We start from the raw sequence: 24,368 nt of genomic DNA, 5'->3' as shown, positions 1-24,368 counted from the left end.
CGCACGGGTCAGGGGTCAGCGATCGGCGTCGGTGTAACGGATGACGCCGCGGATGTTGCGGCCTTCCAGCATGTCGGCGTAGCCGTCGTTGATCTGCTCCAGCTTGTACTGCCGGGTGACCATGTCGTCGAGGTTGAGCCGGCCGGCCTTGTACATCGACAGCAACTGCGGGATGTCGTGATGCGGGTTGCCGCCGCCGAAGATGGTGCCCTGCAAGCGCTTCTGCAGCAGGGTCAGCATCGACAGGTTCAGTTTGACGTCGTTGCTGGCCATGTTCGCCACGGCGGTGGCCACCACGGTGCCGCCCTTGGCGGTGATGTTCATGTAGTGGTCGATGTCTTCGCCCTTGAGCTCGCCGACGGTCACGATCGTCTTGTGTGCCATCCGGCCCTGGGTCACCTCGGCGACCCCGGCCATCGCGCTGAAGATATCCGGGTAGGCATGTGTGGCACCGAATTTGAGTGCATTGTCGCGTTTGAACTCGACGGGGTCGACGGCGAAGATGTTGCGCGCGCCGGCGGCGAGCGCACCCTGCAGCGCGCCGGTGCCGACACCGCCGACACCGACGATGACGACGTCGTCGCCGGGGCGCACGTCACCGCTGCGCACCGCCGAGCCGTAGCCGGTGGTCACACCGCAGCCGACCAGGCAGGCGACCTCGAACGGGATGGACGGGTCGATCTTCACGACCGAGCTCTTGTGCACCACCATGTAGGGGCTGAAGGTGCCCAGCAGGGTCATCGGGATGACGGGTTGACCGTTCTTGACGGCATGGATGCGATGGGTACCGTCCGAGACCGATGTGCCCGACAGCAGGAGGGCGCCGAGGTCACACAGGTTGCGCAGGCCCTCCTGGCATGCCGGACATTCACCGCAGGACGGGATGAACGACAGCACCACGTGATCGCCCGGGGCGAGGTGCTCGACGCCGGGGCCCACCTCGGTGACGATGCCCGCACCCTCGTGGCCGCCGAGCACCGGGAATCCCGCCATCGGGATATCGCCGGTCACCAGGTGATGGTCGGAGTGGCACATGCCCGAGGCTTCCATCTGGATCTTGACCTCGTCCTTGACGGGATCACCGATCTCGATTTCCTCGATCGACCACGGCTGGTTGAATTCCCAGATCAGAGCGCCTTTGGTCTTCATATCTCCTGCTTTCGACGAGAGCCTCGAGCTCAAGACTAGAGGCTCTAGTTAGCCACATCACACTACCCCCAAGCAACCGCTTGGTGGTGATTCACCAGATGGGCACCGGAGCTTGACCGAGGGGGTAGTAGCCGGGCAACTTCTCGCCCGCCAGCGACCGCTCGATGCGCTTCTGCATGGTCGGGGTGAGGTCACCCGAGGTGATCAGGTCCATGAACGCCTTCTGCACGTGGCCGAAGTCGAAGAAGTCACGCTGCCACTCGATGAGCAGCTGATCGTCGAGCCGGAACCAGCTGCCGCCGATACCGTAGATCTCGTCGGTGGTCCCGTCGGACTTCCTGGCGATCTGCTTCCAGAATCCGACGATCTCGTTCTGCTTCTCGTCGATGAGTACCTTCTGGTACTCGTACACCCAGTTCTCCAGGCCCTCCATCTCCAAACCGAGCGCGACATCGCGGATCTCGTCCCGGCCGATGCACATGACGTCTTCCTTGGGGCCGATGTTCCAGCCATAGGTCGCGTCCGCGGCGTAGAAGTCCGCCAACGGTTTCCAGTCGCCGGCCGCCTCCGCGTCCTGGTTGGCCTTCAGCCAGCGTTGCGACCAGTCCTCTAGTTGCTCACGTGACGCCATTGTCGTTGTCTCCTAGTTCTTTTCGATCAGTGATAAAGCACGGGTGGGGCACATGTCGATGGCCCGCTCGACGTCCTCGCGGAGGTCGTCGGAGGGTTCTGGGTCGAGGATCTCGACGACACCGCGTTTGGGCACCTGGAAGACATCCGGGGCTTCCAGTTCGCACATCGCGTGGCCCTGGCACAGGTCCTCGTCGAGTTCGATTCGGTAGCAGCCCATCTGGGTCAGGCTTTCACGCGCTTGCGGTAGCGGACCTTCGCGGGCCGGGCCAACTGGACCACCATCTTGGAGTGGTCGTTGCGGTAGGTCTCCGGAGGCTGGGCCATCTCGAACTCGTATTCGCGCAGCAGAACCGAGAAGATCGCCTTGATCTGCATCTGCGCAAACGCCGCGCCCACGCAACGGTGCCGGCCGGCGCCGAACGGGATCCACGTCCAGCGGTTGACCAGGTCTTCTTGCCGCGGTTTGTGGTAACGATCCGGGTCGAAGACGTCCGGGTTCGGGAAGTCCTCGGGGATCCGGTTGGAGATCGCCGGTGAGGCGGCCACCATCTGACCCTTGTGGATCGGGTGCCCGACGACTTCGAACTCGTCCTGGGCCACCCGCATCAGGATGATCAGTGGCGGGTGCAGGCGCAGGGTCTCCTTGAGCGCATTGTCGATGTTCGGAATCTGGCGCAGTGCATGGAAACTCACCTCCTGCCCATCGGAGTACAGGTCGTCGAGCTCGGCTTGCACCTTGGCGTAGAACTCGGGGTTGCGCAGCAACTCGATCAGCGTCCACGACGAGGTGCCCGAGCTGGTGTGGTGCCCGGCGAACATCAGTGAGATGAACATGCCGGTGACCTCGTTGGCGGTGAAGCGGGGGTTGCCCTCCTCGTCCTTGATCGAAACGAGCACGTCGAGCAGGTCGCGATCACTCTTGTCGGTGGGCGGGTTGGCGATTCGGCCGTTCATCACCTCCTGTACCAGCTCCACCAGGCTCGCCCGGGCCTCGTCGCGGATGCGGAAGCTCTCGATGGGCAGGTACGGGTCGACGTAGCAGAGCGGGTCCGTGCCGCGCTCGAGCAGGTGGTAGTAGTTCGCGAAGCGCGAGTCCAGCTGGTTGCGGAATTTCAGGCCGATCAGGCAGGCCGTCGAGGTGTAGATGGTGAGCTCGGCGAAGAACTCCAGCAGATCGATTTCGCCGGTGTCGCCCCAGTTCTCGATCATCCGGCGGACTTCGTTCTCGATGGTGGCGGCGTGACCTTTCATCTGTTCGCCGCGCAGCGCGGTGTTGTGCAACATCTCCGCGCGCCGCTCGGGATCGGCGTCGAACACCACGCCCTCCCCGAAGATCGGCGTCATGAACGGATAGGCCTCGGCCTGGTTCAGTTCGCTGTCGGTGGACCGGAAGAAGAACTCGTTGGCCTCCGATCCGGTCAGCAGCACCACCTGCTTGTCGGCCAGCTGGAACCAGCCGGCATCGCCGCATTCCGCGCGGACCCGTTGCATCAGCCCGATCGGGTCGGTGCGGAACTCTTCCAGGTGGCCGTGCTCCTCCTCGCCACCTGAAACGCGTTCTACTTCCTTGAGTTCGGTCACCGTGCCGACTCCCCTCTCGCTTCGCTCGTGCCCGCCGGAGGCATCCCTTCTTCACCCAGCGCGAGCTTCTGGCGGTCTTTGACGTCGGCCAGCGGGGCTTCGGGCTGCAGTTCCATGTTTGCGATGAAGCCGCCGCGCGGTGTCTCGGCGACGAATGTGATCGCCCGGGCCAGGTCGTCCGCGCGCAGGAAGTAGTCGTGGCGCGCCTGGCCCCACTTGGCCCAGTCCTCGAGGGCGGGCCCGATCAATTCGGCAGGCAGGCTCCAGCCCATCGAGGTCTTGGTCGGGCCGGGATGCACGATGGACGCCCGCACACCGGTGCCTTCCAGTTCCATCTGATAGTTGTTCACCATCGCGACCAGGGCTGCCTTGGCGGCACCGTAGGCGCCCATGTGCGGGCGCTGGCGCAGGGCCACATCGGATCCGACGAAGATCAGGTCGCCGCGTTGCCGTTCCAGCATGCCGGGCAGCACCGCGGTGGCCACCCGGTTGGCGCCGATCAGATGGATCTGCACCTGTGACTCGAACTGCTCGGTACTGATCGAGTCGAGCTTGCCGAAGTACGTGTCACCGGCACCGGCGACCAGCACCTCGATGTCCCCGAGTTCCGAGGTTGTCTGCTCGACGGCGGCTTTGACCGAGTCCGGGTCGGTGACGTCCAGGTGCACGGCGATGGCTTCGCCGCCGTCGGCGCGGATCTTGCCGACGATGTCCTGTAACTTGTCCACCCGGCGTGCTCCCAGGGCAACCGGAAAACCGTTGCGGGCCAGACGGATCGCGGTGGCTTCACCGATTCCGGAGGAGGCGCCGGCGACCAGGGCCGGCCGGCGTTCGGGCAGGGGTGCAAAACGAGGCATGCGTGTCGATACCTTTCGAGCCTGTCAGCGGTGCTGGACGGTGATCGGGAGATGAGCGAATCCGCGGACACTGCTGGAATGGACGCGGACGGCATTGGCCTCGTCCACCTCGTATCCGCGGATGCGCTTGAACAATTCGGTGAGCGCCACCCGGGCCTCCATGCGGGCCAGATGCGCGCCGAGGCAAAAATGGGCACCACTGCCGAAACTCACCAGCTTGGGCCCGATCTCACGGTCGATCCGGTATTCGTCGGGATTGTCGAACACGCGCTCGTCGCGGTTGGCCGAACCGATCAGCAGTATCAGCACGTCGCCGGCCGGAACCGTGGTGTCGTAGTAGGTCTGGTCTTCGACGACGAGGCGGGCCAGGATCTGGCTGGAGGCGTCATAGCGCAGCGTCTCTTCGACCCACGGCACGATGAGGTCGTGGTTGTCGAACACCGGTGCCAGCTGGTCGGGAAACTTGGCGCCCCAATAGGCGGCGTTGGCAAGAAGTTTCGTGGTCGTCTCGTTCCCGGCGACGACCATGAGGAACAGGAATGCCATGATCTCGTCGTCGGTGAGCCGGTCCCCGTCGACCTCGGCATCCACCAGTGCCGACGTCAGATCGTCGGAGCGGTTCTTGCGGCGCTGTTTGACCATGTCGGCGTAATAGACCAGCAGCTCCCCGGAGGCAGCGATCGCGGATTCGGGGACGTCGGCGACACCGTCCTCACGGTGCATCACGCCGTCGGCCAGGGCGCGGATACGCACCCGGTCCTCATCCGGCACGCCCATCAGCTCGGAGATCACGTCCATCGGCAGCTTGCCCGCGAAATCGTCGACGTAGTCGAAGGTGTCGCGCTGCAGGGCAACATCGAGATGCTGCACCGCGATCTCGGTGACCCGACCCTCCAATTCCCGGATACGCCGCGGCGTGAAGCCTTTCGAGACCAGCGTGCGCAGGCGCAGATGGCCCGGATCATCGAGGGCAAGAAACGACATCACCCGGTGCGCTTCATCGTTGCGGGAGATCGGATCCAGGGACACGCCGTGTTTGTTCGACAGGGTGACGCTGTTGCGGAAACCGGCGACCACGTCCTTGTGCCGGGACAGTGCCCAGAACTTGAGCTCCTCGTTGTGATACAGCGGAGCCTCGTCGCGCAACCGGCGATAGTAGGGGTACGGATCCTCGTGGAAGTCGTAGTCGTACGGGTCGAGGATCGGCTCGATGATCCCGCTTGACGTGGGGCTGTTCATGAATTTTCTCCCAGGATGAGCCCGACCGAGTAGGTCAATCGGTCGGCGATCTGGTGGTAGGTGAACGCGCCGCTGCCGGCGTTGACGAGAGCACCGAAGAAGGTCATCTCGAGGGCGGAGACGACGCGCGGGTCGGCATCGGGGCCGACCGCCGAACGGATGCGCTTGTGGATTTCGGCCCCGATGCGGTCGCGGACCGCGCGGACGGCCGGGTCGCTGCCACCGCCCAACAGGGCGGTGGTGCACGCGGCCGCGACTTCGGGTTCGTCGGCGACGACCATCGTCAGGGCGCGTACTGCTTTGTCGACGCGGCTGGCCATCGGGTCGTTCACGTCGGTGAAGTACGGCACCTGCTTGACCAGGTCCAGGTAGACCTCGGCGATCAGGTGGTTCTTCGAGGAGAAGTAGGTGTAGGCGGTGGCGGGGGCGACCTTGGCGCGCGCTGCCACCGCGCGCACGGTCAGGTCTGCGTAAGAGGATTCGCGCAGCATCTCCACCCCGGCCGACAGAACCTTGCGGAAGGTCTCTTCCTGGCGCCGGTTGCGTTGCATCTCCCCGGCCTCACTTGTGGCAGCCGCCACGGCATCGCTGGACACATGTCCAAGTTAGTCGACGCGGGCTTCTCGGGGCAAGTTGTTGCCGTGAATACGCATGTAAATGGCCATGGGTGGCTCCATGGCCGATCCCGGTCTTGCTACCGCGATGTAGGTCCGGTTATGGTTCGAATGAACGCTGTCGGACAGTTGTCCAGGAAAGGACCCGTCCAGGACAGCCCGACGGAGGTAAAGGAAGTGCGGATGTCGCTGATCGCCGACCGCGAAAGCCGACTACTCATCGACGGCAAGCTCGTCACCGGAAACGGCGGGACCTTCCAGACGATCAACCCCGCCACCGAGGAAGTCCTCGGCGTGGCGGCCAATGCCGACGAATCCGACATGTCGGCCGCCATCGGCGCGGCCCGCACCGCGTTCGACACCACCGACTGGTCGACCGATACCGAGCTGCGGGTGCGTTGCCTGCGCCAGTTGCGGTCCGCAATGCAGGAGCATGTCGAAGACTTGCGAGAGCTGACCATCTCCGAGGTCGGCGCGCCACGCATGCTGACCTCCGGTGCTCAGCTGGAAGGTCCGATCGAAGACCTGGCATTCGCCGCCGACACCGCCGAGGGCTACGCTTGGCACACCGATCTGGGACACGCGACACCGCAGGGGATTCCGACCAACCGGACCATCGCCCGGGAAGCCGTCGGCGTGGTCGGCGCGATCACCCCGTGGAACTTCCCGCACCAGATCAACCTGGCCAAGGTCGGGCCGGCGCTGGCCGCCGGCAACACACTGGTCCTCAAGCCCGCACCGGACACCCCGTGGGCGGCCGCGGTGCTCGGTGAGCTCATCAGCGAGCACACCGATTTCCCTCCCGGCGTGATCAACATCGTCACCTCCGACGACCACGGCGTCGGCGCGTTGTTGTCCAAGGACCCGAGGGTGGACATGGTGTCGTTCACCGGGTCCACCGCCACCGGCCGCGCCGTGATGGCCGACGCCGCCGTCACCATCAAGAAGGTGTTCCTCGAACTCGGCGGCAAGTCCGCATTCCTGGTGCTCGACGATGCCGACCTGAACGGCGCCTGCGCGATGGCGGCATTCACCGTCGCCATGCACGCCGGACAGGGCTGCGCGATCACCACCCGCCTGGTGGTGCCCCGGGTGAAGTACGACGAGGCGGTCGAGGCCGCGGCGGCGACGCTCGGCGGTATCAAACCCGGTGACCCGAACAGCAGGCGCACCGTGTGCGGGCCGGTCATCTCGGCGCGGCAACGGGACCGGATCCAGGGCTACCTGGACTCGGCGATCGCCGAGGGCGGCCGGTTCGCCTGCGGGGGCGGACGCCCCGCCGAGCTGGACAAGGGGTTCTTCATCGAGCCGACCGTCATTGCCGGCCTGGATAATTCGGCCAAGGTGGCCCGTGAGGAGATCTTCGGCCCGGTGCTGACCGTCATCGCCCACGACGGCGACGACGACGCGGTGCGCATCGCCAACGACTCGCCCTACGGGTTGTCGGGCACGGTGTTCGCCGGTGACGACGCCCGCGCGCAGGCGGTGGCGGCCCGGCTGCGGGTGGGCACCGTCAACGTCAACGGCGGTGTCTGGTATTCGGCCGACGCACCGTTCGGCGGCTACAAGCAGTCCGGGGTCGGCCGCGAGATGGGCGTGGCCGGCTTCGAGGAGTATCTGGAGACCAAGCTCATCGCGACGCTGGCAAACTGAAGGAGAACCACAGTGGGGCAATTCGACAACAAGGTGGGCATCGTGACCGGTGCCGGCGGCGGCATCGGCCAGGCTTACGCCGAGGCGCTGGCGCGCGAGGGCGCGGCGGTCGTGGTGGCCGATATCAACGTCGAGGGCGCGCAGAAGGTCGCCGACGCCATCTTGGGTGAAGGCGGGACCGCGCTGGCGGTGCGGGTCGACGTATCCGACCCCGAGTCGGCCAGGGATATGGCCGCACAGACGCTTTCGGAGTTCGGTGGCATCGACTATCTGGTGAACAACGCCGCCATCTTCGGTGGCATGAAGCTGGACTTCCTGTTGACCGTCGACCCGGACTATTACAAGAAGTTCATGAGCGTGAACCTCGACGGCGCGCTGTGGTGCACCCGCGCGGTGTACAAGAAGATGGCCAAGCGTGGTGGTGGCGCGATCGTCAACCAATCGTCCACCGCCGCTTGGATGTACGCCAACTTTTACGGGCTGGCCAAGGTCGGCATCAACGGCCTCACCCAGCAGCTCTCCCGGGAATTGGGCGGCCAGAACATCCGCATCAACGCCATCGCCCCCGGCCCGATCGACACCGAGGCCAACCGAAGCACCACGCCGCAGGAGATGGTCGCCGACATCGTCAAGGCCATCCCGCTGTCGCGGATGGGCCAGCCCGAGGACCTGGTCGGCATGTGCCTGTTCCTGCTGAGCGACCAGGCCAACTGGATCACCGGGCAGATCTTCAACGTCGACGGCGGACAGATCATCCGATGAGCGCTCGCGCGAAGAGCAGACGGCACGGCTCATGAAGCTCGGGTACATCGGCCTGGGCAACCAGGGCGCGCCGATGGCCAAACGGCTGGCCGACTGGCCCGACGGGCTGATCGTCTACGACGTGCGGGTCGAGGCGATGACCCCGCTGGCCGAGTTGGGTGCGATTCTGGCGGACGACGTCGCCGGCGTCGCCGCGGCCGATGTCATCAGCGTCACGGTGCTCAACGACGCGCAGGTGCGTGACGTGGTCGCCGAGCTCGGGCAGCACGCCGCCGCCGGCACGGTCATCGCGATCCACTCGACCATCGAGCCGAACACCGCGGCCGAATTGGCCGAGCGACTGGCGCCCAAGGGGATTCACGTCGTCGACGCCCCGGTCAGCGGAGGTGCTGGCGCGGCCGACAAGGGCGAACTGGCCGTCATGGTCGGTGCCACCGACGAGGCTTATGAACGAGTCAAGCCGGTGTTCAAGAAGTGGGCGTCGTTGGTGGTGCGCGCCGGCGAACCCGGGGCGGGCACCCGGATGAAGTTGGCCCGCAACATGCTGACCTTCATCGGATTCGCGGCGTCCTGCGAGGCCATGGCACTGGCCGAGGCCGCCGGCATCGACCTGCAGAAGCTGGGCCGGGTGGTCCGGCACAGCGACGCGCAGAGCGGTGGCCCGGGCGCCGTCATCCTGCGCGACGACACCAAGCCACTGCATCCGGATCATTGGCTGTACCAGATGTTCACCCACACCCGCGGTCTCGCCGAGAAGGACCTGACGCTGGCCCTCGGGCTGGGTGACGGTCTGGGAGTGGACCTTCCGCTGGCCCGGGTGGCGCTGGACCGCCTGGCCGACGGGCTCGGCGTGCCACACGAAGGAGCAAAGCAATGAGCACAGACGATCGCCGCCAGCTCGGTCTGCGCAAGATGAACGAGGTCTACGGTTGGGAGATGCCCGATATCCAGGGCGACCCATACTTCGACCTCACCGTGGAACACCTGTTCGGCACCATCTGGACGCGGCCGGGATTGTCGATGCGCGACAAACGCCTGCTGACCCTGGCCGCGGTGACCGCGGTGGGCAACTCGGATCTCGCCGAGATCCAGATCAATGCCGCGCTGCACAACGAGGAGCTGACCGCCGACGAACTCAAAGAGGTGTCGGTCTTCCTGACCCACTACCTCGGATTCCCGTTGGGCTCCAAGCTGGACGGCGCGGTCGCCAAGGTGGTGCGCAACCGGAAGAAGGCCGCCGAACGTGGGGCAGGCGAAGACAAGAAAGGCAATGTCGACGCCGCGGTGAAGATGCACTCCGGGGGCAGTATCGATGAACAGTAGGTACGCGGCGCTGACCCGTGACGAGTTGGCGACCCTGGTACCCGAATTGCTGCTGATCGGCCAGCTGATCGACCGGTCCGGGATGGCCTGGTGCATCAGCAGTTTCGGCCGCGAGGAGATGCTGCAGATCGCCATCGAGGAGTGGGCGGCCTCCAGCCCGCTCTACACCAAGCGGATGCAGAAGGCGCTCAACTACGAGGGTGTGGACATCTTCACCCTGTTCAAGGGTCTGCAGCTGGACATCGGTGCGCCGCCACAGTTCATGGATTTCCGCTATATGGTGCACGACCGTTGGCACGGCGAGTTCTACCTGAACCATTGCGGGGCACTGCTGGACGTCGAACCGATGGGCCCCGACTACGTCAAGGGCATGTGTCACGACATCGAGGACCCCACCTTCGACGCCACCGCGCTGGCCACCAACCGGAAGGCGCAGGTCCGGCCGATCCACCGGCCGCCCCGTACGCCGTCGGACCGGCACCCGCATTGTGCCTGGACCGTCACGATCGACGAGTCCCATCCGGAGGTGCCGTTCATTCCCGAGCTCGAAATCGTGGCCGCCACCCATGCTTACACGTGTGAGTTGGATCCGATCGACCCGAATGACGAAGGCAGCGCCGACTATTCGGGTGAGCTGCTCGCCGACGTCGACTTCTCCGCGTTCTCGCACTCGGCGCTGGTCCGGATCGCCGACGAGGTGTGCCTGCAGATGCATCTGCTGGTCAAGTCGTTCACGATCGCGGTGGAAAAACGGGCCAAGGACGATGCGGCGCTGGCCCGGTCGATTCGGACCAAACAGCTGATCGGTATCGCCGGGGTGGCTGCGGCCCGAATCCACAAGGCGCTCAAGCTCAGCGACGACGCCAAGGGGGCGTTGCGGGTGCTCGAACTGCACCCGCTGCTGAACCCGGCGGCCTACGTGTCCGCCCGTGCGGATCCGGACTTCGTGCACGTACGCCGCTCACCGGCCCATGAGGACGGTGCCTGGATCTCGCTGGTGTCACCGGTGGCCGACGCGCCGCTACAGGCCATCGTTGCTGCGGTCGACCCGCACCTGCGCGCGGAGATGTCCGGCACCGAGTCGGACTGGACCGTACGGGTGATCACGACCGACACCGCGGCCAAGAAGCTCCCCGAGATCGAGGTCTGCGAATTCAGCGGTGGCGCATCCTGGGTGTTCGAGGAGCGCAAGTCGTTGCCGCTCACCGTCGTCTAGCGATGTGTGGAGCCGCACCCGTAATCATTACGGGTGCCGCTCCACACATCGCTCAGCGGCGCAGCGCCGGCGCGACCCAGCGCCGCAGATAGTCGCGCAGCCGGGCGCCGGTGCGCGGCGGCCGGCCCGGGTCGATGACGAAGGACTGGATGATGCGCAGCAGGTACTCGGCGAGCTCGTCGAGCTCATCGTCGTCGAAACCCGCTGCGCTCCAATCGACGTCGAAGCGGCGCACCACCGATTGCGCGAACTGCAGGGCGATATCGGAGGTCACCGACTCGGTCAGCACCGGTGTGCGGCCCGGTGCCAGCAACAGCCCGACGTGTTTGTCCTTGGGCACCCACTCCAGCGCGGTGGCGATGGCCTCGACGGCGGCGTCCATCGGATCGGTCATGCCCTGGATGTGGGCGGCGAGGCGCTCCAGGAAATCGGCGGCCGCGACGACGCCGGCCTGCACCAGCAGCGCATCGGTGCTGGGGAAGTACCGGTACACCGTCTGTCTGGTGACGCCGAGGGTGCGGGCGATATCGGCGATGGAGAAGTCGGCCCCGCGCTCGTCGATGGCCTTGCCCGCCGCGGCCAGGATGCGCGCGACGGCCTCCTCGTCGGATGCCGGGGCGTCGCCGGACCAGCCGTGGGTGCGCACCCGGGCAGCTTACTGGTAGGCGACCTGCAGGTTCTTCACGCCGTTGATCCAGCCGGAGCGCAGCCGCTGTGGTTCGGCGAGCTTCGAGATGTCGGGAATCTGGTCGGCGATCTCGTTGAACATCAGCTTGATCTCCATCCGGGCCAGGTTGGCGCCGATGCAGAAGTGGGCACCGTTCCCGCCGAACGCCAGGTGCGGGTTCGGGTTGCGCAGGATGTCGAACCGGAAGGGGGCGTCGAACACCTCTTCGTCGAAGTTGGCCGAGCTGTAGAACAACCCGGCGCGCTGTCCCGCGCCGATCGCGACGCCACCCACTTCGGTGTCCACCAGCGCGGTGCGCTGGAAGCAGTGCACCGGGGTGGCCCATCGGATGATCTCCTCGATCGCGGTGTCCGGCCGCTCGCGTTTGAAAAGCTCCCACTGGTCCGGGTTTTCGAAGAACGCGTTCATGCCGTGCGTCATCGCGTTGCGGGTGGTCTCGTTGCCCGCGACGGCCAGCAGGATGACGAAGAACGCGAACTCGACCTCGGTGATGGACTCCCCGTTGGTGTCGGCCTGGACCAGCCGGGTGACGATATCGTCGGCCGGACATGCCCGGCGCTGCTCGGCCATGGTGTACGCGTAGCCCATCAACTCCGCGTTGGCGGTGGTCGGATCCGCGTCGAAATCCGGGTCGTCGGTGTTCATGATGCAGTTGGACCAGTGGAAGATCTTCTCCCGGTCCTCCTCGGGCACGCCGATCAGGTCGGCGATGGCCTGCAGCGGCAGGCCCATCGCGATGTCGTCGACGAAGTTGCCGGTGTCCTTCTCCTTCGCCGCGGCCACGATGGCGTGCGCCGATTCGGCCAGTCTGTGCTCCAGAGCGGCCACCGAGCGCGGGGTGAACAACCGCGACACCAGCTTGCGCAGCCGGGTGTGTTCGGGTGCGTCGTGATTGATCAGCAAGGCCTTGGTGAGCTCGAGCTGATCGGCGGTGATGCCGTCCGGCAGGCGCATGACCGCGCCCTTGGAATTGGTGGACCAGATGTCGCCGTTGCGGGAAATGGCCTTGATGTCCTCGTGCCGGCTGATCACCCAGTAGCCGCCGTCGCCGAAGATCGATTCCTGCTGCTCGTTCCACCAGACCGGCGCGGTCTTGCGCAGCGCGGCGAACTCGGTGACCGGAATGCCGCGCAGCAGGACGTCGGGGTCGGTGAAGTCGATCCGGTCGCCGAACGGGCAGGCATTTGCCGTGGTCATCGGTGTCCTCCTGTGACGTAGCGCACTCGTTGTCACGACCATACACTGTAATGTCAAGTGTATGGCCGCGGCTTTGGTGTCGGCGCCGAACGTGGGCCGATAGGGTGGGCACTCGTGCGCGTCCTCGTTATCGGATCCGGTGCCCGTGAACACGCCCTGCTGCTGGCCCTGAGCCGCGATCCGGGCGTCGACTACCTGGCCGTGGCGCCCGGTAACGCCGGTACCGCCGCGGTCGCCGAGCAATACGACGTCGACGCGACATCGGGGGAGGCGGTCGTCGCGCTCGCGCAGCGGCTGAACGTCGACCTGGTGGTCATCGGCCCCGAGGTGCCCCTGGTGCTCGGCGTCGGCGACGCGCTGCGCAAGGCCGGCATCGCCACCTTCGGTCCGTCCAAGGACGCCGCCCGCATCGAGGGATCCAAGGCGTTCGCCAAGGACGTGATGACCGCGGCCGGGGTGCGGACGGCCACCAGCGAGATCGTCGACAACCCCGCTCACCTCGACGCGGCGCTGGACCGGTTCGGCCCGCCCGCCGGTCAGCAGGCCTGGGTGGTCAAGGACGACGGATTGGCCGCCGGTAAGGGTGTCGTCGTCACCGCCGACCGGGACACCGCCCGCGCACATGCCGCCGAACTCCTCGAGAGCGGCCACCCGGTGCTGCTCGAATCGTTCCTGGACGGTCCCGAGGTGTCGCTGTTCTGCGTCGTCGACGGTGCGACCGTGGTGCCCCTGCAGCCCGCGCAGGACTTCAAGCGGGTCGGCGACAACGACGCCGGCCCCAACACCGGCGGGATGGGTGCCTACACGCCACTGCCCTGGCTGCCGGCCGAGGTGCTCACGCAGATCGTCGAAGAAGTGGTGAAACCCGTTGCCGCCGAGTTGGTCTCACGTGGCAGTGCGTTCTCCGGGCTGCTCTACGCCGGCCTGGCCATCACCTCGAACGGCCCCGCCGTCGTCGAATTCAACTGTCGCTTCGGCGATCCGGAGACCCAGGCGGTACTCGCCCTGCTGGACTCCCCGCTGGGGACACTGCTGCACGCCGCCGCCACCGGCACGCTGGCCGCCCAGCCGCCGCTGCGGTGGCGCGACGGGGCGGCCGTCACGGTCGTCGTCGCCGCCGAGAACTATCCGGGCCGGCCCCGCGTCGGCGATGTGATCACCGGCTCAGAGGCCGAAGGTGTGCTGCACGCCGGTACCAGCCGGCGTGACGACGGCGCCATCGTGTCCTCGGGGGGCCGGGTGCTGTCGGTGGTGGGCACCGGCGCCGACCTCGCCGCGGCACGGGCCGACGCGTACCGGCGGATCGAGTCGATCCGGTTGCCCGGCAGCCATTTCCGCACCGATATCGGGCTGGCCGCGGCCGAAGGCCGGATCTCGCTCTAGCGGGCGAAGCCCGGATCTAGGCGACGAGCAGCGGGCCCAGCCAGGCCGCCTCGGCCGGCAGCTGCGAACTCCAGAATCCGGCGTCGTGACCGCCGGGGGAGAAGCCGCCCGCCGGCGGCGTCGGCAACTGGGCGATGAACTGCCGGGTCGCCGACGCGAACGGGTCGCTGTCGCCGATATCGATGCGGATCGGGATCTGGCCGAGCGCGGGCAAACCCCACACACTGTTGGCAGCGTAATCCTCGGCGCCGTCGAAGGCTCCCGGCGCGGCCGCCCCGGGCGACGTCCACAACGCCGGGCTCACCGCGCAGATCGCCGCGGTACGCGCCGGGCCCAGCCGCGCGCCGAGCAGCAGCGCGCCGTACCCGCCCATCGACCAGCCCAGGAAACCGACCCGGGAGGTGTCCAGTCCCTGGTCGGCCAGCATCGGGATGAGTTCGTCGAGCACCATCGCGCCGGCGTCGTCACCATCGGCACGCTTGTGCCAGTAACCCCCGCCGCCGTCGACCGCCACCACCGCGAACGGCGGGATGCCGGTCGCAACCGCCTGCGCCAAACCGTCCTCCACCCCGCCGGCCATCACCGTGGCGGCGTCGCTGCCCTTGCCGTGCAGGGCGATGACGGGCCGCAGCGGCGCCGTCTGGCCGGGCGGGCGGGCGATGGCCCAGTTGGTGGTGATTCCACCGCGGGCCGCCGACACGAACGACCCGGAGACATACGTCGGCGCCGGCTGCTGCGGGACGGGCGGCGGGGCGAGCGGGGCACCCACACTCGTCATCGCCACCGGCGGGGCGGCGGTGTCCGGGGCGCTCACCGCGGCGCCCAGCGCGTAGGCACCGGCCGCACCGGCGGCCGCACCGAGGCCCAGCCGCAGAACCGTCCGGCGAGTCACGTCTGGCATGCGGGCCATCATGCCATCGGACGTGCACCGAACTTGTGGAGTGGCTTGGTGATTGCCTAAAACCCCCATACAGCAGGCCCTTTGCTGGCAGCATGCAAGGCGTGACGGCGGCAGTGACTCCCAAAGGGGAACGGCGGCGGGGCGCTCTTGTGAGCGCCGCCGCCGATCTGCTGTGCGAAGGCGGTATCGACGCGGTGCGTCATCGGGCAGTAGCGCGACGGGCCGGTCTGCCGTTGGCGTCGACGACCTACTACTTCTCCTCACTGGAGGATCTGATCGCCAAGGCCGTCGAACATCTCGGCGCCCGCGAGGCCGAGCAGATGAAGTCACAGGTGGCGACGCTGTCCCGGCGCAAGCGGGGCGCGGAGTCCACGGCCGACCTGCTGGTCGACCTGCTCGTCGGCGACGACCCCGGCTCCCGGGTGCCCGAACTCATCTCCCGCTACGAGCGCTACATTGCCTGCGCCCGGCAGCCCGAACTGCGCGATATCCAGCGCCGGATCCTGCGGCAGCGCACCGATGCCGTGGTCGAGGTGGTGGAGCGGTCCGGGCGAACGGTGCACGCCGAACTGCTCACCGCGATGGTGCGGGCCGTCGACGGCGCGGTGGTCGCCGCCCTCGTCGACGACGGGGATACCCCACGCGAGACCGCCCGCGCCACCCTGATGGATGTGATCGACGTTCTCGCCCCGTTCGACTGACTCGTAAGCTGTGTGGTCGTGAGCATCCCGAATGTCCTGGCCAACCGCTACGCAAGCGACGAGATGGTGGCCATCTGGTCACCCGAAGCCAAGATCATCGCCGAACGCCGGCTATGGCTGGCGGTGCTGCGGGCGCAGGCCGAACTGGGCGTGCCGGTGCCCGACGGCGTCGTGGCCGACTACGAGCGCGTGCTGGACAACGTCGATCTGGCGTCCATCGCCGCGCGCGAACGCGTCACCCGCCACGACGTGAAGGCCCGTATCGAGGAGTTCAACGCGCTGGCCGGCCACGAGCACGTGCACAAGGGCATGACCAGCCGCGACCTCACCGAGAACGTCGAACAGCTGCAGATCCGCCGATCGCTGGAGTTGGTGTTCGCCCATGGGGTGGCCGTCGTGGCGCGGCTGGCCGAGCGCGCCGTGCTCTACCGCGACCTGGTGATGGCGGGGCGGTCGCACAACGTCGCGGCACAGGCCACCACGCTGGGCAAACGCTTCGCGTCGGCGGCCGAGGAGACGCTGGTGGCATTGCAGCGGCTGCGCGAACTCATCGACCGCTACCCGCTGCGCGGCATCAAGGGCCCGATGGGCACCGCGCAGGACATGCTCGATCTGTTCGACGGCGACACCGAGCGGCTGGCCGAGCTGGAGCGCCGGGTTGCCGAATTCCTCGGGTTCGCAGACGTTTTCACCAGCGTCGGGCAGGTGTACCCGCGCTCGCTGGACCACGACGTCATCTCGGCTCTGGTGCAACTGGGGGCGGGGCCGTCGTCGTTCGCCCACACCATCCGGTTGATGGCCGGGCACGAACTGGTCACCGAGGGCTTCGCGCCGGGGCAGGTCGGATCGTCGGCCATGCCGCACAAGATGAACACCCGGTCCTGTGAGCGGGTCAACGGCCTGCAGGTGGTGCTGCGCGGCTACGCGTCGATGGCCGCCGAACTGGCCGGTGCGCAATGGAACGAGGGCGACGTGTTCTGTTCGGTGGTGCGCCGCGTCGCACTGCCGGATGCCTTCTTCGCCATCGACGGCCAGACCGAGACTTTCCTCACGGTGCTCGACGAGTTCGGCGCCTACCCCGCGGTGATCCAGCGCGAGCTGGACCGCTACCTGCCGTTCCTGGCCACCACCCGCATCCTCATCGCGGCCGTCCGGGCCGGGGTGGGACGGGAAGCCGCCCACGAGGTCATCAAGGAACACGCCGTCGCGGTGGCGCTGGCCATGCGCGAAAAGGGTTCGGAGCCAGACCTGTTGGACCGGTTGGCAGCCGACCCGCGGTTGCCGCTGGACCGGGTTGCGCTCGACGCCGCACTGGCCGACCGCGCGGCGTTCAGCGGCGCGGCCTCGGCACAGGTCGACACCGTGGTCGGCGCGGTCGACGAGCTGGTCAGCCGCTACCCCGAGGCGGCCAAGTACACCTCGGGTGCCATCTTGTGACCCTGGCGGATCTGACCGATCTGGACAACTTCGCCCATGGGTTCCCCCATGAGCTTTTCACCGTGCACCGCGAGCAGGCGCCGGTGTACTGGCACGAGCCCACCGAACACACCCCGGACGGCGAGGGCTTCTGGTCGGTCGCCACGCACGCCGAAACCCTTGCCGTGCTGCGTGATCCGGTCACGTTCTCGTCGGTCACCGGCGGCACGCGGCCCTACGGCGGCACGTTGTTGCAGGACCTGGCCATCGCCGGGCAGGTGCTCAACATGATGGACGATCCGCGGCATGCGCAGATCCGCAAGCTGGTGTCCTCGGGCCTGACGCCGCGGATGATCGCCCGGGTCGAAGAGGATCTACGCGTGCGGGCCCGTCGGTTGCTGGATGCCGTGCAGCCGGGTGAGCCGATCGATTTCCTGGTCGAGGTGGCGGCCGAGCTGCCCATGCAGATGATCTGCATCCTGCTGGGAATCCCGGAGTCCGAACGGCATTGGCTGTTCCAGGCGATCGAGCCACAGTTCGATTTTGCTGGCCGCAGCGCCTCGGTGGGCCAACTGACGGCCGAGGAAGCCGGTTCACGCATGTACGCCTACGGTATGGAGCTGATCGCGGCCAAACGCGCCGAGCCGGCCGACGACATGCTCTCGGTGGTGGCCAACGCTGCCGACGCCGCACTATCCGATCTTGAGCTCTACCTGTTCTTCAGCCTGCTGTTCAGTGCCGGCGCCGAGACCACCCGCAACGCGGTGGCCGGCGGGCTGTTGTCGCTGATCTCCCATCCGTCGCAGTGGGCCGCCTTACACGCCGATATGTCGTTGCTGCCCGGCGCGATCGAGGAGATGGTGCGCTGGACCACGCCGTCCCCGTCGAAGCGGCGCACCGCCACCAAGGACGTGTCGCTGGGTGGCTGCGCCATCGCGGCGGGGCAGAAGGTGCAGGTGTGGGAGGGCTCAGCCAACCGCGACGCCGCGGTGTTCGCCGACGCCGATGTCTTCGACATCACCCGTAAACCGAACCCGCACTTGGGTTTCGGCTACGGCGTGCACTATTGCCTGGGCGCCAACCTGGCCCGGCTGGAGTTGCGGGTGATGTTCTCCGAACTGCTCGCCCGGTTCTCGGGTGCCCAATTGGTGGCCCCGGTGGAGTGGACGCGCAGCAACCGGCACACCGGCATCCGGCATCTTTTCGTGCGATTTGTGCACGTTTCGTAACGGCGAGCGTGACAAAACGTACACGAATCTCTAGTGGCCGATGGCGTGGCGGATCTCGGCGATCACCCGGTCGGGATACTCGGTCAGGTCGAGCCAGGTGAACCGCAATACTTGCCAGCGCATCAGCGAGAGGTCGTTCTGTTTCACCCGATCACGCTGGAAGTCCTCCGCCTGGCTGTGAAACGGGAGGCCGTCGACTTCGATGGCCACGCGCGCGGCGGCGAACAGCACGTCGACCTCCCAGTTCCCGACACGCTGATTCGCCTTCCACCCGGTGATCCCGTTTTGTCGCAAGAGCTTCACCAAAATCCGCTCGGCCTCGGAGTGCGCGCCGCCGTCCGCCGACTGCAACAACCTACGAGCGGCCGGAGAACCGTGCCTGCCCTTGTGCAACAGATGAGCTCGCCACAGCTGCCCGAGTTCGACGAGATGGCGTTGCATCGCGGTGTCGACGACGCGCATCCCGCCGCCTTGCCTGACCGCTGCTTCCACCACCGTCAGCGGCAACGTTGTCAGCCGGAGTCCACGTCTTTCGACGATGTCACTCGGGGCGAGATCACGACGCCTCCCGCGCACACCAGGGCGCTTCGGATGGTTGCTCACCCTGGGAACCGTCACCTCCACGATCTCCGGGGCGTATTTCGTGAGGTCATGCCACCAGGCTGCCGCGAGACCCGTCGCGGCAGCGGCGTCCCCGTATCCCCAGACCGCCGCCCGGACCCGAGCCGCGTCGGTGAACGGCCGGTCGTCGACGAAGTAGACGCCCGGCGAACAGCGTCGCCAATGGCCTGAGCGCACGCGGCGATGGACCGCCTGACGATTCATCCCGATGGCGCCGGCCTGGGCAAGCGTGATGACCCCGTCGTGGTCCCGGAGGAGCGCGTCCAGCATGACGGTTCTGACGCGGTGGCCGCTCTTGCGGTTCCACTTCGCACGACTTGTGCACGTCCTGTCACGTCAGGCGTTACGGAACGTGCACAAATCGCTCAGGACCGGAGACGTATGCCGGCGGCGTGCAGTTCCAGCAGGGCCAGCCCGCGGATCGCCATCCGGTCATCGCGGCGCCAGGCGCCGATCGGGTCGGGGTCGATCGCGGTGAGCTTGGCCAGCGGCCGGTTGGCCAGTGCGCGCATGGCCAGCAGCTCCTGGCCGGCGTGGCTGGAGGCCAGCGTCAACACCATCAGCTTGCGGCGGAAGAACCGCACCCGCAGGAACAGCCAGGGCATCGCCACGGCCAGGATCGGCGTGGCCGCCACCGCCAGCGCCAGCACCCAGGCCAGCCAGCTCGCGGTCATGTCGAGGCTGTGCCCGGCGCCGGCGATCTCATCCGCGGCGCGGCTGGCCGCCTTCAGTGGCCCGGCCAGGGTCCCGCCGATCAGCGGCACATTGTCGGTGCTGTCGCCGGCCGAGGCCAGGTTGCCCGACACCCCGTCGGCGCCGCTCTGCACCTGGCGACCCACTTCCGAGATGGTCGCCACGGCCGCGTACACCGCCCCGCCCACCATCACCCAAACGACAATCCAGAGGATGACGGCGATATCGCTGACCAATTGGGCCAGCAGCCGGCCGGGCTTGGTGGCATAGGGGAGGTAACGCATGACTTCAGATCCCAGCACATAGGGTGGGCGGATGCGCCCCGCTCTGACCGACTACCGGCATCTGGCCAGCGGCAAAGTTCGCGAGCTGTACCGCATCGACGACGATCACCTGCTGTTCGTGGCCTCCGACCGCATTTCTGCCTTCGACTACGTCCTGGACACCGAGATCCCCGACAAGGGCCGGATCCTCACCGCGATGAGCGTGTTCTTCTTCGACCACTTGGGCGTGCCCAATCATCTGGCCGGCCCGCCCGACGACGACCGCATCCCGGCCGACGTGCTCGGTCGCGCGCTGGTGGTGCGCCGGCTGGAGATGCTGCCGGTCGAATGCGTGGCCCGCGGCTATCTGACCGGATCGGGACTGATCGATTACCAGCAGACCGGCGCCGTGTGCGGTATCGAGTTGCCCCCGGGACTCGGCGAGGCCAGCAAGTTCGCGCAGCCGATCTTCACCCCGGCCAGCAAGGCCGAACTCGGTGACCATGACGAGAACATCGCCTTCGACGCCGTCGTGAAGCTCGTCGGCGAACAGCGGGCCGCCCAGTTGCGCGACCGCACCCTGGAGATCTACTCCAAGGCCGCCGACCACGCGTTGAGCAAGGGCGTGATCGTCGCCGACACCAAGTTCGAGTTCGGGGTGGATGCCGACGGGGAGCTGGTGCTGGCCGACGAGGTACTGACCCCGGACTCGTCGCGGTACTGGCCGGCCGACACCTATCAGCCGGGTGTGGTGCAGCCCAGTTATGACAAGCAGTTCGTCCGCAACTGGCTGACCGGGCCGGACTCCGGCTGGGACCGGCACGGCAACACCCCGCCGCCACCGCTGCCCGCCGAGATAGCTGCGGCCACCCGGGCACGTTATATCGAGGCCTACGAACGCATCTCGGGCCTGAGCTTCGGCGATTGGATCGGCGCATGAGCCAGTCGGATCTCACCGCGCCGGTTGCCAAGCGCGTGGAGAAGCGCCGCGAACACCACGGCGACGTCTTCATCGACCACTACGAGTGGCTGCGTGAGAAGGACAATCCCGAGGTCATCGCGCACCTGGAGGCGGAGAACGCCTACGCCGAGCAGGTCACCGAGCAGCTGGCGCCGTTGCGGCAGAAGATCTTCGACGAGATCAAGGCTCGGACCAAGGAAACCGATCTGTCGGTCCCGACCCGGCGCGGCAATTGGTGGTATTACGCGCGCAGTTTCGAGGGTAAGCAGTACGGCGTGCAATGCCGTTGTCCCATCGCCGATCCCGCCGACTGGACGCCGCCGGAGCTGGACGAGAACACCCCGATCCCCGGTGAGCAGATCCTGCTCGACGAGAACGTCGAGGCCGAGGGCCACGACTTCTTCTCCCTCGGTGCAATCAGTGTCAGCATCGACGGCAACATCCTGGCCTATTCGGTGGACGTCAAGGGTGACGAGCGGTACACCCTGCGGTTCAAGGACTTACGCACCGGCGATCTGTACGAGGATGTGATCGCCGGGATCGGTGCCGGGGTCACCTGGGCGGCGGACAACCGCACCGTCTACTACGTGACGGTCGACGACGCGTGGCGGCCGGACACCGTGTGGCGGCACCGGCTGGCGGCGGGACTGCCCGCCCAGCGGGTGTACCACGAGCCCGACGAACGCTTCTGGCTGGCCGTCGGGCGCACCCGCAGCGACAAGTACGTGCTCATCGCGGCGGGCAGCGCGGTCACCACCGAGGTGCGCTACGCCGACGCGGCCGACCCCGAAGCGGAGTTCACCGTGGTGCTGCCGCGCCGCGACCTCGTCGAATACTCGGTGGAGCACGCCGTCGTCGGTGGCGAGGACCGCTTCCTCATCATGCACAACGACGGCGCGGTCAACTTCACCCTGGTCGACGCGCCGGTCAGCGACCCGGCGGCGTTCCGTACCCTCATCGAACGCCGCGACGACGTCCGGCTGGACGGGGTCGACGCCTTCGAGAAACACCTCGTGGTCAGCTACCGCCGCGAGGCGCTACCCCGAATCCAGTTGTGGCCCATCACCGCCGACGGTTCCTACGGCGCCCCCGAAGAGATCGCCTTCGAGTCGGAGCTCATGTCGGCCGGGCTGTCGGGCAACCCGAACTGGTCCTCGCCGAAGCTGCGCATCGGCGCGACCTCGTTCGTGCTGCCGGTGCGCATCTACGACCTGGACCTGACCACCGGCGAGCGCACCCTGCTGCGCGAGCAACCGGTGCTCGGCGACTACCGGCCGCAGGATTACGTCGAACGCCGGGACTGGGCCGTCGCCGAAGACGGCGCCAGGATCCCGATTTCCATCGTGCACCGGGTCGGGTTGCCTTTCCCGGCGCCGGCGTTGCTCTACGGCTACGGCGCCTACGAGTCCTGCGAGGACCCGCGCTTCTCCATTGCCCGGTTGTCGCTGCTGGACCGCGGCATGGTGTTCGCGGTGGCGCACGTGCGCGGTGGCGGTGAGCTGGGCCGGCCCTGGTACGAGAACGGCAAGATGCTGCACAAGCGCAACACCTTCACCGATTTCATCGCGGTGGCAGAGCATCTGGTGGACACCGGCCTGACCCGCCCGGAGAATCTGGTGGCCCTGGGCGGCAGCGCCGGCGGTCTGCTGATCGGCGCGGTGACCAACCTGGCGCCGCAGGCGTTCGCCGGGGTGCTGGCCCAGGTGCCGTTCGTGGACCCGCTGACCACCATCTTGGATCCTTCCCTGCCGCTGACCGTCACCGAATGGGATGAGTGGGGAAATCCCTTGGAGGACAAGAACGTCTACGAGTACATGAAGTCGTATTCGCCGTACGAGAACGTCGAGGCCAAGGATTATCCGGCCATCCTGGCCATGACCTCACTCAACGACACCCGTGTCTACTACGTGGAGCCGGCGAAATGGGTTGCCGCGCTGCGACATGTCAAGACCGACGACCACCCGGTGCTGTTGAAAACCGAGATGGCGGCCGGGCACGGCGGCATCAGTGGACGCTACGAACGCTGGAAGGAAGCCGCTTTCCAGTACGCCTGGCTACTGGCCACCGCCGACCGTGAGCACTACGGCAGCGGCCAGGTGGACGGCTAGGTTCGCGTCACGGTCCGGAACTAGACGCTGTCAAGATACGATGGCCGGGTGACCAAGCGGACGTACCACCATGGCGACCTGCGGGCGGTCATCCTCGCCGAGGCGGCGGCGCTGGTCGCCGAGCGCGGTGCCGACGGGATCTCACTGCGCGAGCTGGCCCGGTCGGCCGGCGTGTCGCACGCCGCGCCGGCGCACCACTTCACCGATCGGCGCGGACTGTTCACCGCGCTGGCCGCCGAGGGGTTTGCGCTGCTGACCGCGGCGCTGACCGGGGCCCGCCCGCAATTCATCGACGCCGCCAAGGCATACGTGCGGTTCGCGCTCGACCATCCCGGCCACTACGAGGTGATGTTCGACAAATCGCTGTACGACGAGCGCGATCCCGAGGTGGTGGCCGCCGCCGCCGCGGCAGGCGCGGAACTCGACCGGGGGGTCGGCACCCTGGCCGACCCGCACGCCAAGGCCGACCCGGCCGGCGCCGCGCTGGCCGCGTGGTCGCTGGTGCACGGCTTCGCGCAGCTGTGGCTCAACGATGCCATCGACAAGACGCGCACCACCGGTGATCCGATCGCGACCGTCGAGAGGCTGGCGGCGATCCTGTTCGACGGCTAGCGTCGGGTGTCGTGAGCTCAGGACACATCAAAGACCTCCCGCTGACCACGTTGTCCGGCACGCCCACCACGCTGGCCCACTTGTCCAGTGGCGCAACACTGGTCGTCAACGTCGCCTCCCAATGCGGCCTCACCCCGCAGTACGGCGCGCTGGAACGACTGGCCCAGACCTACCGCGACCGTGGCCTCACCGTCGTCGGGGTGCCCTGTAACCAGTTCATGGGACAGGAACCGGGTACCGCCGAGGACATCCAGACGTTCTGCTCGACCACCTACGGTGTCACCTTCCCGTTGCTGGCCAAGACCGACGTCAACGGTGCCGACCGGCACCCGCTCTACGCCGAACTGACCAAGGCTCCCGACGCCGACGGCGCGGCCGGCGACATCCAGTGGAACTTCGAGAAGTTCCTGCTGGCGCCCGACGGGGCGGTGGTCAACCGGTTCCGGCCGCGTACCGAACCGGATGCGTTCGAGGTGATCGCGGCCATCGAAGCGGTTCTGCAGAAATAGACAACTTGCGTCCGGGTGTTCGCAACCGTCGCGACACCTGACGTTGCCACACTGGTGGC

The 24,368-nt window shown here is 67.1% G+C and carries 25 protein-coding genes; 13 read left to right on the top strand and 12 right to left on the bottom strand.

Features of this window, described 5'->3' with window-relative positions; genetic code table 11:
• Positions 1–15: 15 nt before the first annotated feature.
• From AWB94_RS13600 to AWB94_RS13570, 7 genes are all read right to left on the bottom strand, one after another.
• Complete coding sequence (locus AWB94_RS13600; protein ID WP_062655822.1) at positions 16–1,149, bottom strand: NDMA-dependent alcohol dehydrogenase; 1,134 nt, start codon at positions 1,147–1,149, stop codon at positions 16–18.
• Positions 1,150–1,240: 91 nt separating this feature from the next.
• On the bottom strand, positions 1,241–1,780 hold the full coding sequence (locus AWB94_RS13595) for a nuclear transport factor 2 family protein (RefSeq protein WP_062655821.1): 540 nt from the start codon (positions 1,778–1,780) through the stop codon (positions 1,241–1,243).
• A 12-nt stretch (positions 1,781–1,792) separates the two neighbouring features.
• Entirely contained in the window at positions 1,793–1,999 is a 207-nt protein-coding gene (locus tag AWB94_RS13590) for a ferredoxin (RefSeq protein WP_062655820.1), read from the bottom strand.
• 5 nt (positions 2,000–2,004) lie between these two features.
• A complete protein-coding gene (locus AWB94_RS13585) occupies positions 2,005–3,363 on the bottom strand; it encodes a lanosterol 14-alpha demethylase (RefSeq protein ID WP_062655819.1) in 1,359 nt (452 codons plus the stop codon).
• Positions 3,360–4,220, bottom strand: a complete 861-nt coding sequence (locus AWB94_RS13580) for an SDR family oxidoreductase (RefSeq protein WP_062655818.1) — start codon at positions 4,218–4,220, stop codon at positions 3,360–3,362. The genes AWB94_RS13585 and AWB94_RS13580 overlap by 4 nt, the downstream gene beginning before the upstream one ends.
• Before the next feature lie 24 nt (positions 4,221–4,244).
• Positions 4,245–5,459 carry a cytochrome P450 gene (locus AWB94_RS13575; protein WP_062655817.1) on the bottom strand — a complete coding sequence of 405 codons (1,215 nt, stop codon included), beginning with the start codon at positions 5,457–5,459 and terminating at the stop codon, positions 4,245–4,247.
• Positions 5,456–6,055 carry a TetR family transcriptional regulator gene (locus tag AWB94_RS13570; protein ID WP_062655816.1) on the bottom strand — a complete coding sequence of 200 codons (600 nt, stop codon included), beginning with the start codon at positions 6,053–6,055 and terminating at the stop codon, positions 5,456–5,458. The genes AWB94_RS13575 and AWB94_RS13570 overlap by 4 nt, the downstream gene beginning before the upstream one ends.
• Positions 6,056–6,256: 201 nt before the next feature.
• Between AWB94_RS13570 and AWB94_RS13565 the strand changes: the two genes are divergently transcribed.
• From AWB94_RS13565 to AWB94_RS13545, 5 genes are read left to right on the top strand one after another with little or no spacing between them, the layout of a single operon-like run.
• A complete protein-coding gene (locus AWB94_RS13565) occupies positions 6,257–7,726 on the top strand; it encodes an aldehyde dehydrogenase (protein WP_062655815.1) in 1,470 nt (489 codons plus the stop codon).
• Between the two features lie 12 nt (positions 7,727–7,738).
• The gene (locus tag AWB94_RS13560; RefSeq protein ID WP_062655814.1) at positions 7,739–8,488 is read left to right on the top strand and encodes an SDR family oxidoreductase; all 750 of its coding nucleotides are present in this window, start codon (positions 7,739–7,741) and stop codon (positions 8,486–8,488) included.
• A gap of 31 nt (positions 8,489–8,519) precedes the next feature.
• Positions 8,520–9,365, top strand: a complete 846-nt coding sequence (locus AWB94_RS13555) for an NAD(P)-dependent oxidoreductase (RefSeq protein WP_062655813.1) — start codon at positions 8,520–8,522, stop codon at positions 9,363–9,365.
• Positions 9,362–9,811, top strand: coding sequence for a carboxymuconolactone decarboxylase family protein (locus AWB94_RS13550; RefSeq protein WP_062655812.1), 450 nt, complete (start codon positions 9,362–9,364; stop codon positions 9,809–9,811). The genes AWB94_RS13555 and AWB94_RS13550 overlap by 4 nt, the downstream gene beginning before the upstream one ends.
• Positions 9,801–11,027 (top strand): hypothetical protein, encoded by a 1,227-nt coding sequence (locus tag AWB94_RS13545; RefSeq protein WP_062655811.1) that lies wholly within the window; start codon positions 9,801–9,803, stop codon positions 11,025–11,027. The genes AWB94_RS13550 and AWB94_RS13545 overlap by 11 nt, the downstream gene beginning before the upstream one ends.
• Positions 11,028–11,079: 52 nt before the next feature.
• On the opposite strand, the gene AWB94_RS13540 is transcribed toward AWB94_RS13545, so the two are convergent.
• Positions 11,080–11,673 (bottom strand): TetR/AcrR family transcriptional regulator, encoded by a 594-nt coding sequence (locus tag AWB94_RS13540; RefSeq protein WP_062655810.1) that lies wholly within the window; start codon positions 11,671–11,673, stop codon positions 11,080–11,082.
• Between the two features lie 9 nt (positions 11,674–11,682).
• Positions 11,683–12,912: a cytochrome P450 gene (locus AWB94_RS13535; RefSeq protein ID WP_062655809.1), complete on the bottom strand. Its 1,230-nt coding sequence runs from the start codon at positions 12,910–12,912 to the stop codon at positions 11,683–11,685.
• Between the two features lie 114 nt (positions 12,913–13,026).
• Here AWB94_RS13535 and purD point away from each other — a divergent pair, with 114 nt between their 5' ends.
• Positions 13,027–14,295 carry a phosphoribosylamine--glycine ligase gene (purD, locus tag AWB94_RS13530; RefSeq protein ID WP_062655808.1) on the top strand — a complete coding sequence of 423 codons (1,269 nt, stop codon included), beginning with the start codon at positions 13,027–13,029 and terminating at the stop codon, positions 14,293–14,295.
• Positions 14,296–14,311: 16 nt separating this feature from the next.
• Here the strand turns inward: purD and AWB94_RS13525 are convergent, their stop codons facing one another.
• Positions 14,312–15,208 (bottom strand): alpha/beta hydrolase, encoded by an 897-nt coding sequence (locus tag AWB94_RS13525; RefSeq protein WP_201029514.1) that lies wholly within the window; start codon positions 15,206–15,208, stop codon positions 14,312–14,314.
• An 80-nt stretch (positions 15,209–15,288) separates the two neighbouring features.
• On the opposite strand from AWB94_RS13525, the gene AWB94_RS13520 reads away from it, so the two are divergent.
• Genes AWB94_RS13520 through AWB94_RS13510 form a run of 3 tightly spaced genes read left to right on the top strand, consistent with a single transcriptional unit; the run spans position 15,289 to position 18,542 of the window.
• A complete protein-coding gene (locus AWB94_RS13520) occupies positions 15,289–15,897 on the top strand; it encodes a TetR/AcrR family transcriptional regulator (RefSeq protein WP_024455013.1) in 609 nt (202 codons plus the stop codon).
• Positions 15,898–15,915: 18 nt separating this feature from the next.
• Entirely contained in the window at positions 15,916–17,334 is a 1,419-nt protein-coding gene (purB, locus tag AWB94_RS13515; RefSeq protein WP_062656126.1) for an adenylosuccinate lyase, read from the top strand.
• Complete coding sequence (locus tag AWB94_RS13510; protein ID WP_062655807.1) at positions 17,331–18,542, top strand: cytochrome P450; 1,212 nt, start codon at positions 17,331–17,333, stop codon at positions 18,540–18,542. The genes purB and AWB94_RS13510 overlap by 4 nt, the downstream gene beginning before the upstream one ends.
• Before the next feature lie 30 nt (positions 18,543–18,572).
• Here AWB94_RS13510 and AWB94_RS13505 read toward each other — a convergent pair whose 3' ends face one another.
• Both AWB94_RS13505 and AWB94_RS13500 read right to left on the bottom strand, forming a co-directional pair.
• Complete coding sequence (locus AWB94_RS13505) at positions 18,573–19,433, bottom strand: type IV toxin-antitoxin system AbiEi family antitoxin domain-containing protein (RefSeq protein WP_062655806.1); 861 nt, start codon at positions 19,431–19,433, stop codon at positions 18,573–18,575.
• Between the two features lie 95 nt (positions 19,434–19,528).
• Positions 19,529–20,140, bottom strand: coding sequence for a hypothetical protein (locus tag AWB94_RS13500; RefSeq protein WP_062655805.1), 612 nt, complete (start codon positions 20,138–20,140; stop codon positions 19,529–19,531).
• Between the two features lie 31 nt (positions 20,141–20,171).
• Between AWB94_RS13500 and AWB94_RS13495 the strand changes: the two genes are divergently transcribed.
• The 4 genes from AWB94_RS13495 to AWB94_RS13480 are packed head-to-tail and all read left to right on the top strand — an operon-like array spanning position 20,172 to position 24,309.
• Positions 20,172–21,059: a phosphoribosylaminoimidazolesuccinocarboxamide synthase gene (locus AWB94_RS13495; RefSeq protein WP_062655804.1), complete on the top strand. Its 888-nt coding sequence runs from the start codon at positions 20,172–20,174 to the stop codon at positions 21,057–21,059.
• Positions 21,056–23,188: a S9 family peptidase gene (locus AWB94_RS13490; RefSeq protein WP_062655803.1), complete on the top strand. Its 2,133-nt coding sequence runs from the start codon at positions 21,056–21,058 to the stop codon at positions 23,186–23,188. Before AWB94_RS13495 ends, AWB94_RS13490 begins: the two co-directional genes overlap by 4 nt.
• A 48-nt stretch (positions 23,189–23,236) precedes the next feature.
• Positions 23,237–23,800, top strand: a complete 564-nt coding sequence (locus AWB94_RS13485; RefSeq protein ID WP_062655802.1) for a TetR/AcrR family transcriptional regulator — start codon at positions 23,237–23,239, stop codon at positions 23,798–23,800.
• Positions 23,801–23,826: 26 nt separating this feature from the next.
• Positions 23,827–24,309, top strand: a complete 483-nt coding sequence (locus AWB94_RS13480; protein ID WP_409365966.1) for a glutathione peroxidase — start codon at positions 23,827–23,829, stop codon at positions 24,307–24,309.
• Positions 24,310–24,368: the final 59 nt, after the last annotated feature.

This window comes from Mycolicibacterium canariasense, from assembly GCF_002101555.1.
In the GTDB taxonomy this organism is placed as follows: Bacteria; Actinomycetota; Actinomycetes; order Mycobacteriales; family Mycobacteriaceae; genus Mycobacterium; species Mycobacterium canariasense.
This window is presented reverse-complemented; position numbering and strand designations above follow the sequence as displayed.

Coding starts and splice junctions, on each gene's coding strand:
- AWB94_RS13545 (WP_062655811.1), top strand. CDS start 9,801: ATGAACAGTAGGTACGCGGCGCTGACCCGTGACGAGTTGGCGACCCTG.
- AWB94_RS13535 (WP_062655809.1), bottom strand. CDS start 12,912: ATGACCACGGCAAATGCCTGCCCGTTCGGCGACCGGATCGACTTCACC.
- AWB94_RS13580 (WP_062655818.1), bottom strand. CDS start 4,220: ATGCCTCGTTTTGCACCCCTGCCCGAACGCCGGCCGGCCCTGGTCGCC.
- AWB94_RS13505 (WP_062655806.1), bottom strand. CDS start 19,433: ATGCTGGACGCGCTCCTCCGGGACCACGACGGGGTCATCACGCTTGCC.
- AWB94_RS13575 (WP_062655817.1), bottom strand. CDS start 5,459: ATGAACAGCCCCACGTCAAGCGGGATCATCGAGCCGATCCTCGACCCG.
- AWB94_RS13565 (WP_062655815.1), top strand. CDS start 6,257: ATGTCGCTGATCGCCGACCGCGAAAGCCGACTACTCATCGACGGCAAG.
- AWB94_RS13520 (WP_024455013.1), top strand. CDS start 15,289: ATGCAAGGCGTGACGGCGGCAGTGACTCCCAAAGGGGAACGGCGGCGG.
- AWB94_RS13495 (WP_062655804.1), top strand. CDS start 20,172: ATGCGCCCCGCTCTGACCGACTACCGGCATCTGGCCAGCGGCAAAGTT.
- AWB94_RS13550 (WP_062655812.1), top strand. CDS start 9,362: ATGAGCACAGACGATCGCCGCCAGCTCGGTCTGCGCAAGATGAACGAG.
- AWB94_RS13555 (WP_062655813.1), top strand. CDS start 8,520: ATGAAGCTCGGGTACATCGGCCTGGGCAACCAGGGCGCGCCGATGGCC.
- AWB94_RS13500 (WP_062655805.1), bottom strand. CDS start 20,140: ATGCGTTACCTCCCCTATGCCACCAAGCCCGGCCGGCTGCTGGCCCAA.
- AWB94_RS13590 (WP_062655820.1), bottom strand. CDS start 1,999: ATGGGCTGCTACCGAATCGAACTCGACGAGGACCTGTGCCAGGGCCAC.
- AWB94_RS13490 (WP_062655803.1), top strand. CDS start 21,056: ATGAGCCAGTCGGATCTCACCGCGCCGGTTGCCAAGCGCGTGGAGAAG.
- AWB94_RS13600 (WP_062655822.1), bottom strand. CDS start 1,149: ATGAAGACCAAAGGCGCTCTGATCTGGGAATTCAACCAGCCGTGGTCG.
- AWB94_RS13525 (WP_201029514.1), bottom strand. CDS start 15,208: ATGATGGCCCGCATGCCAGACGTGACTCGCCGGACGGTTCTGCGGCTG.
- AWB94_RS13595 (WP_062655821.1), bottom strand. CDS start 1,780: ATGGCGTCACGTGAGCAACTAGAGGACTGGTCGCAACGCTGGCTGAAG.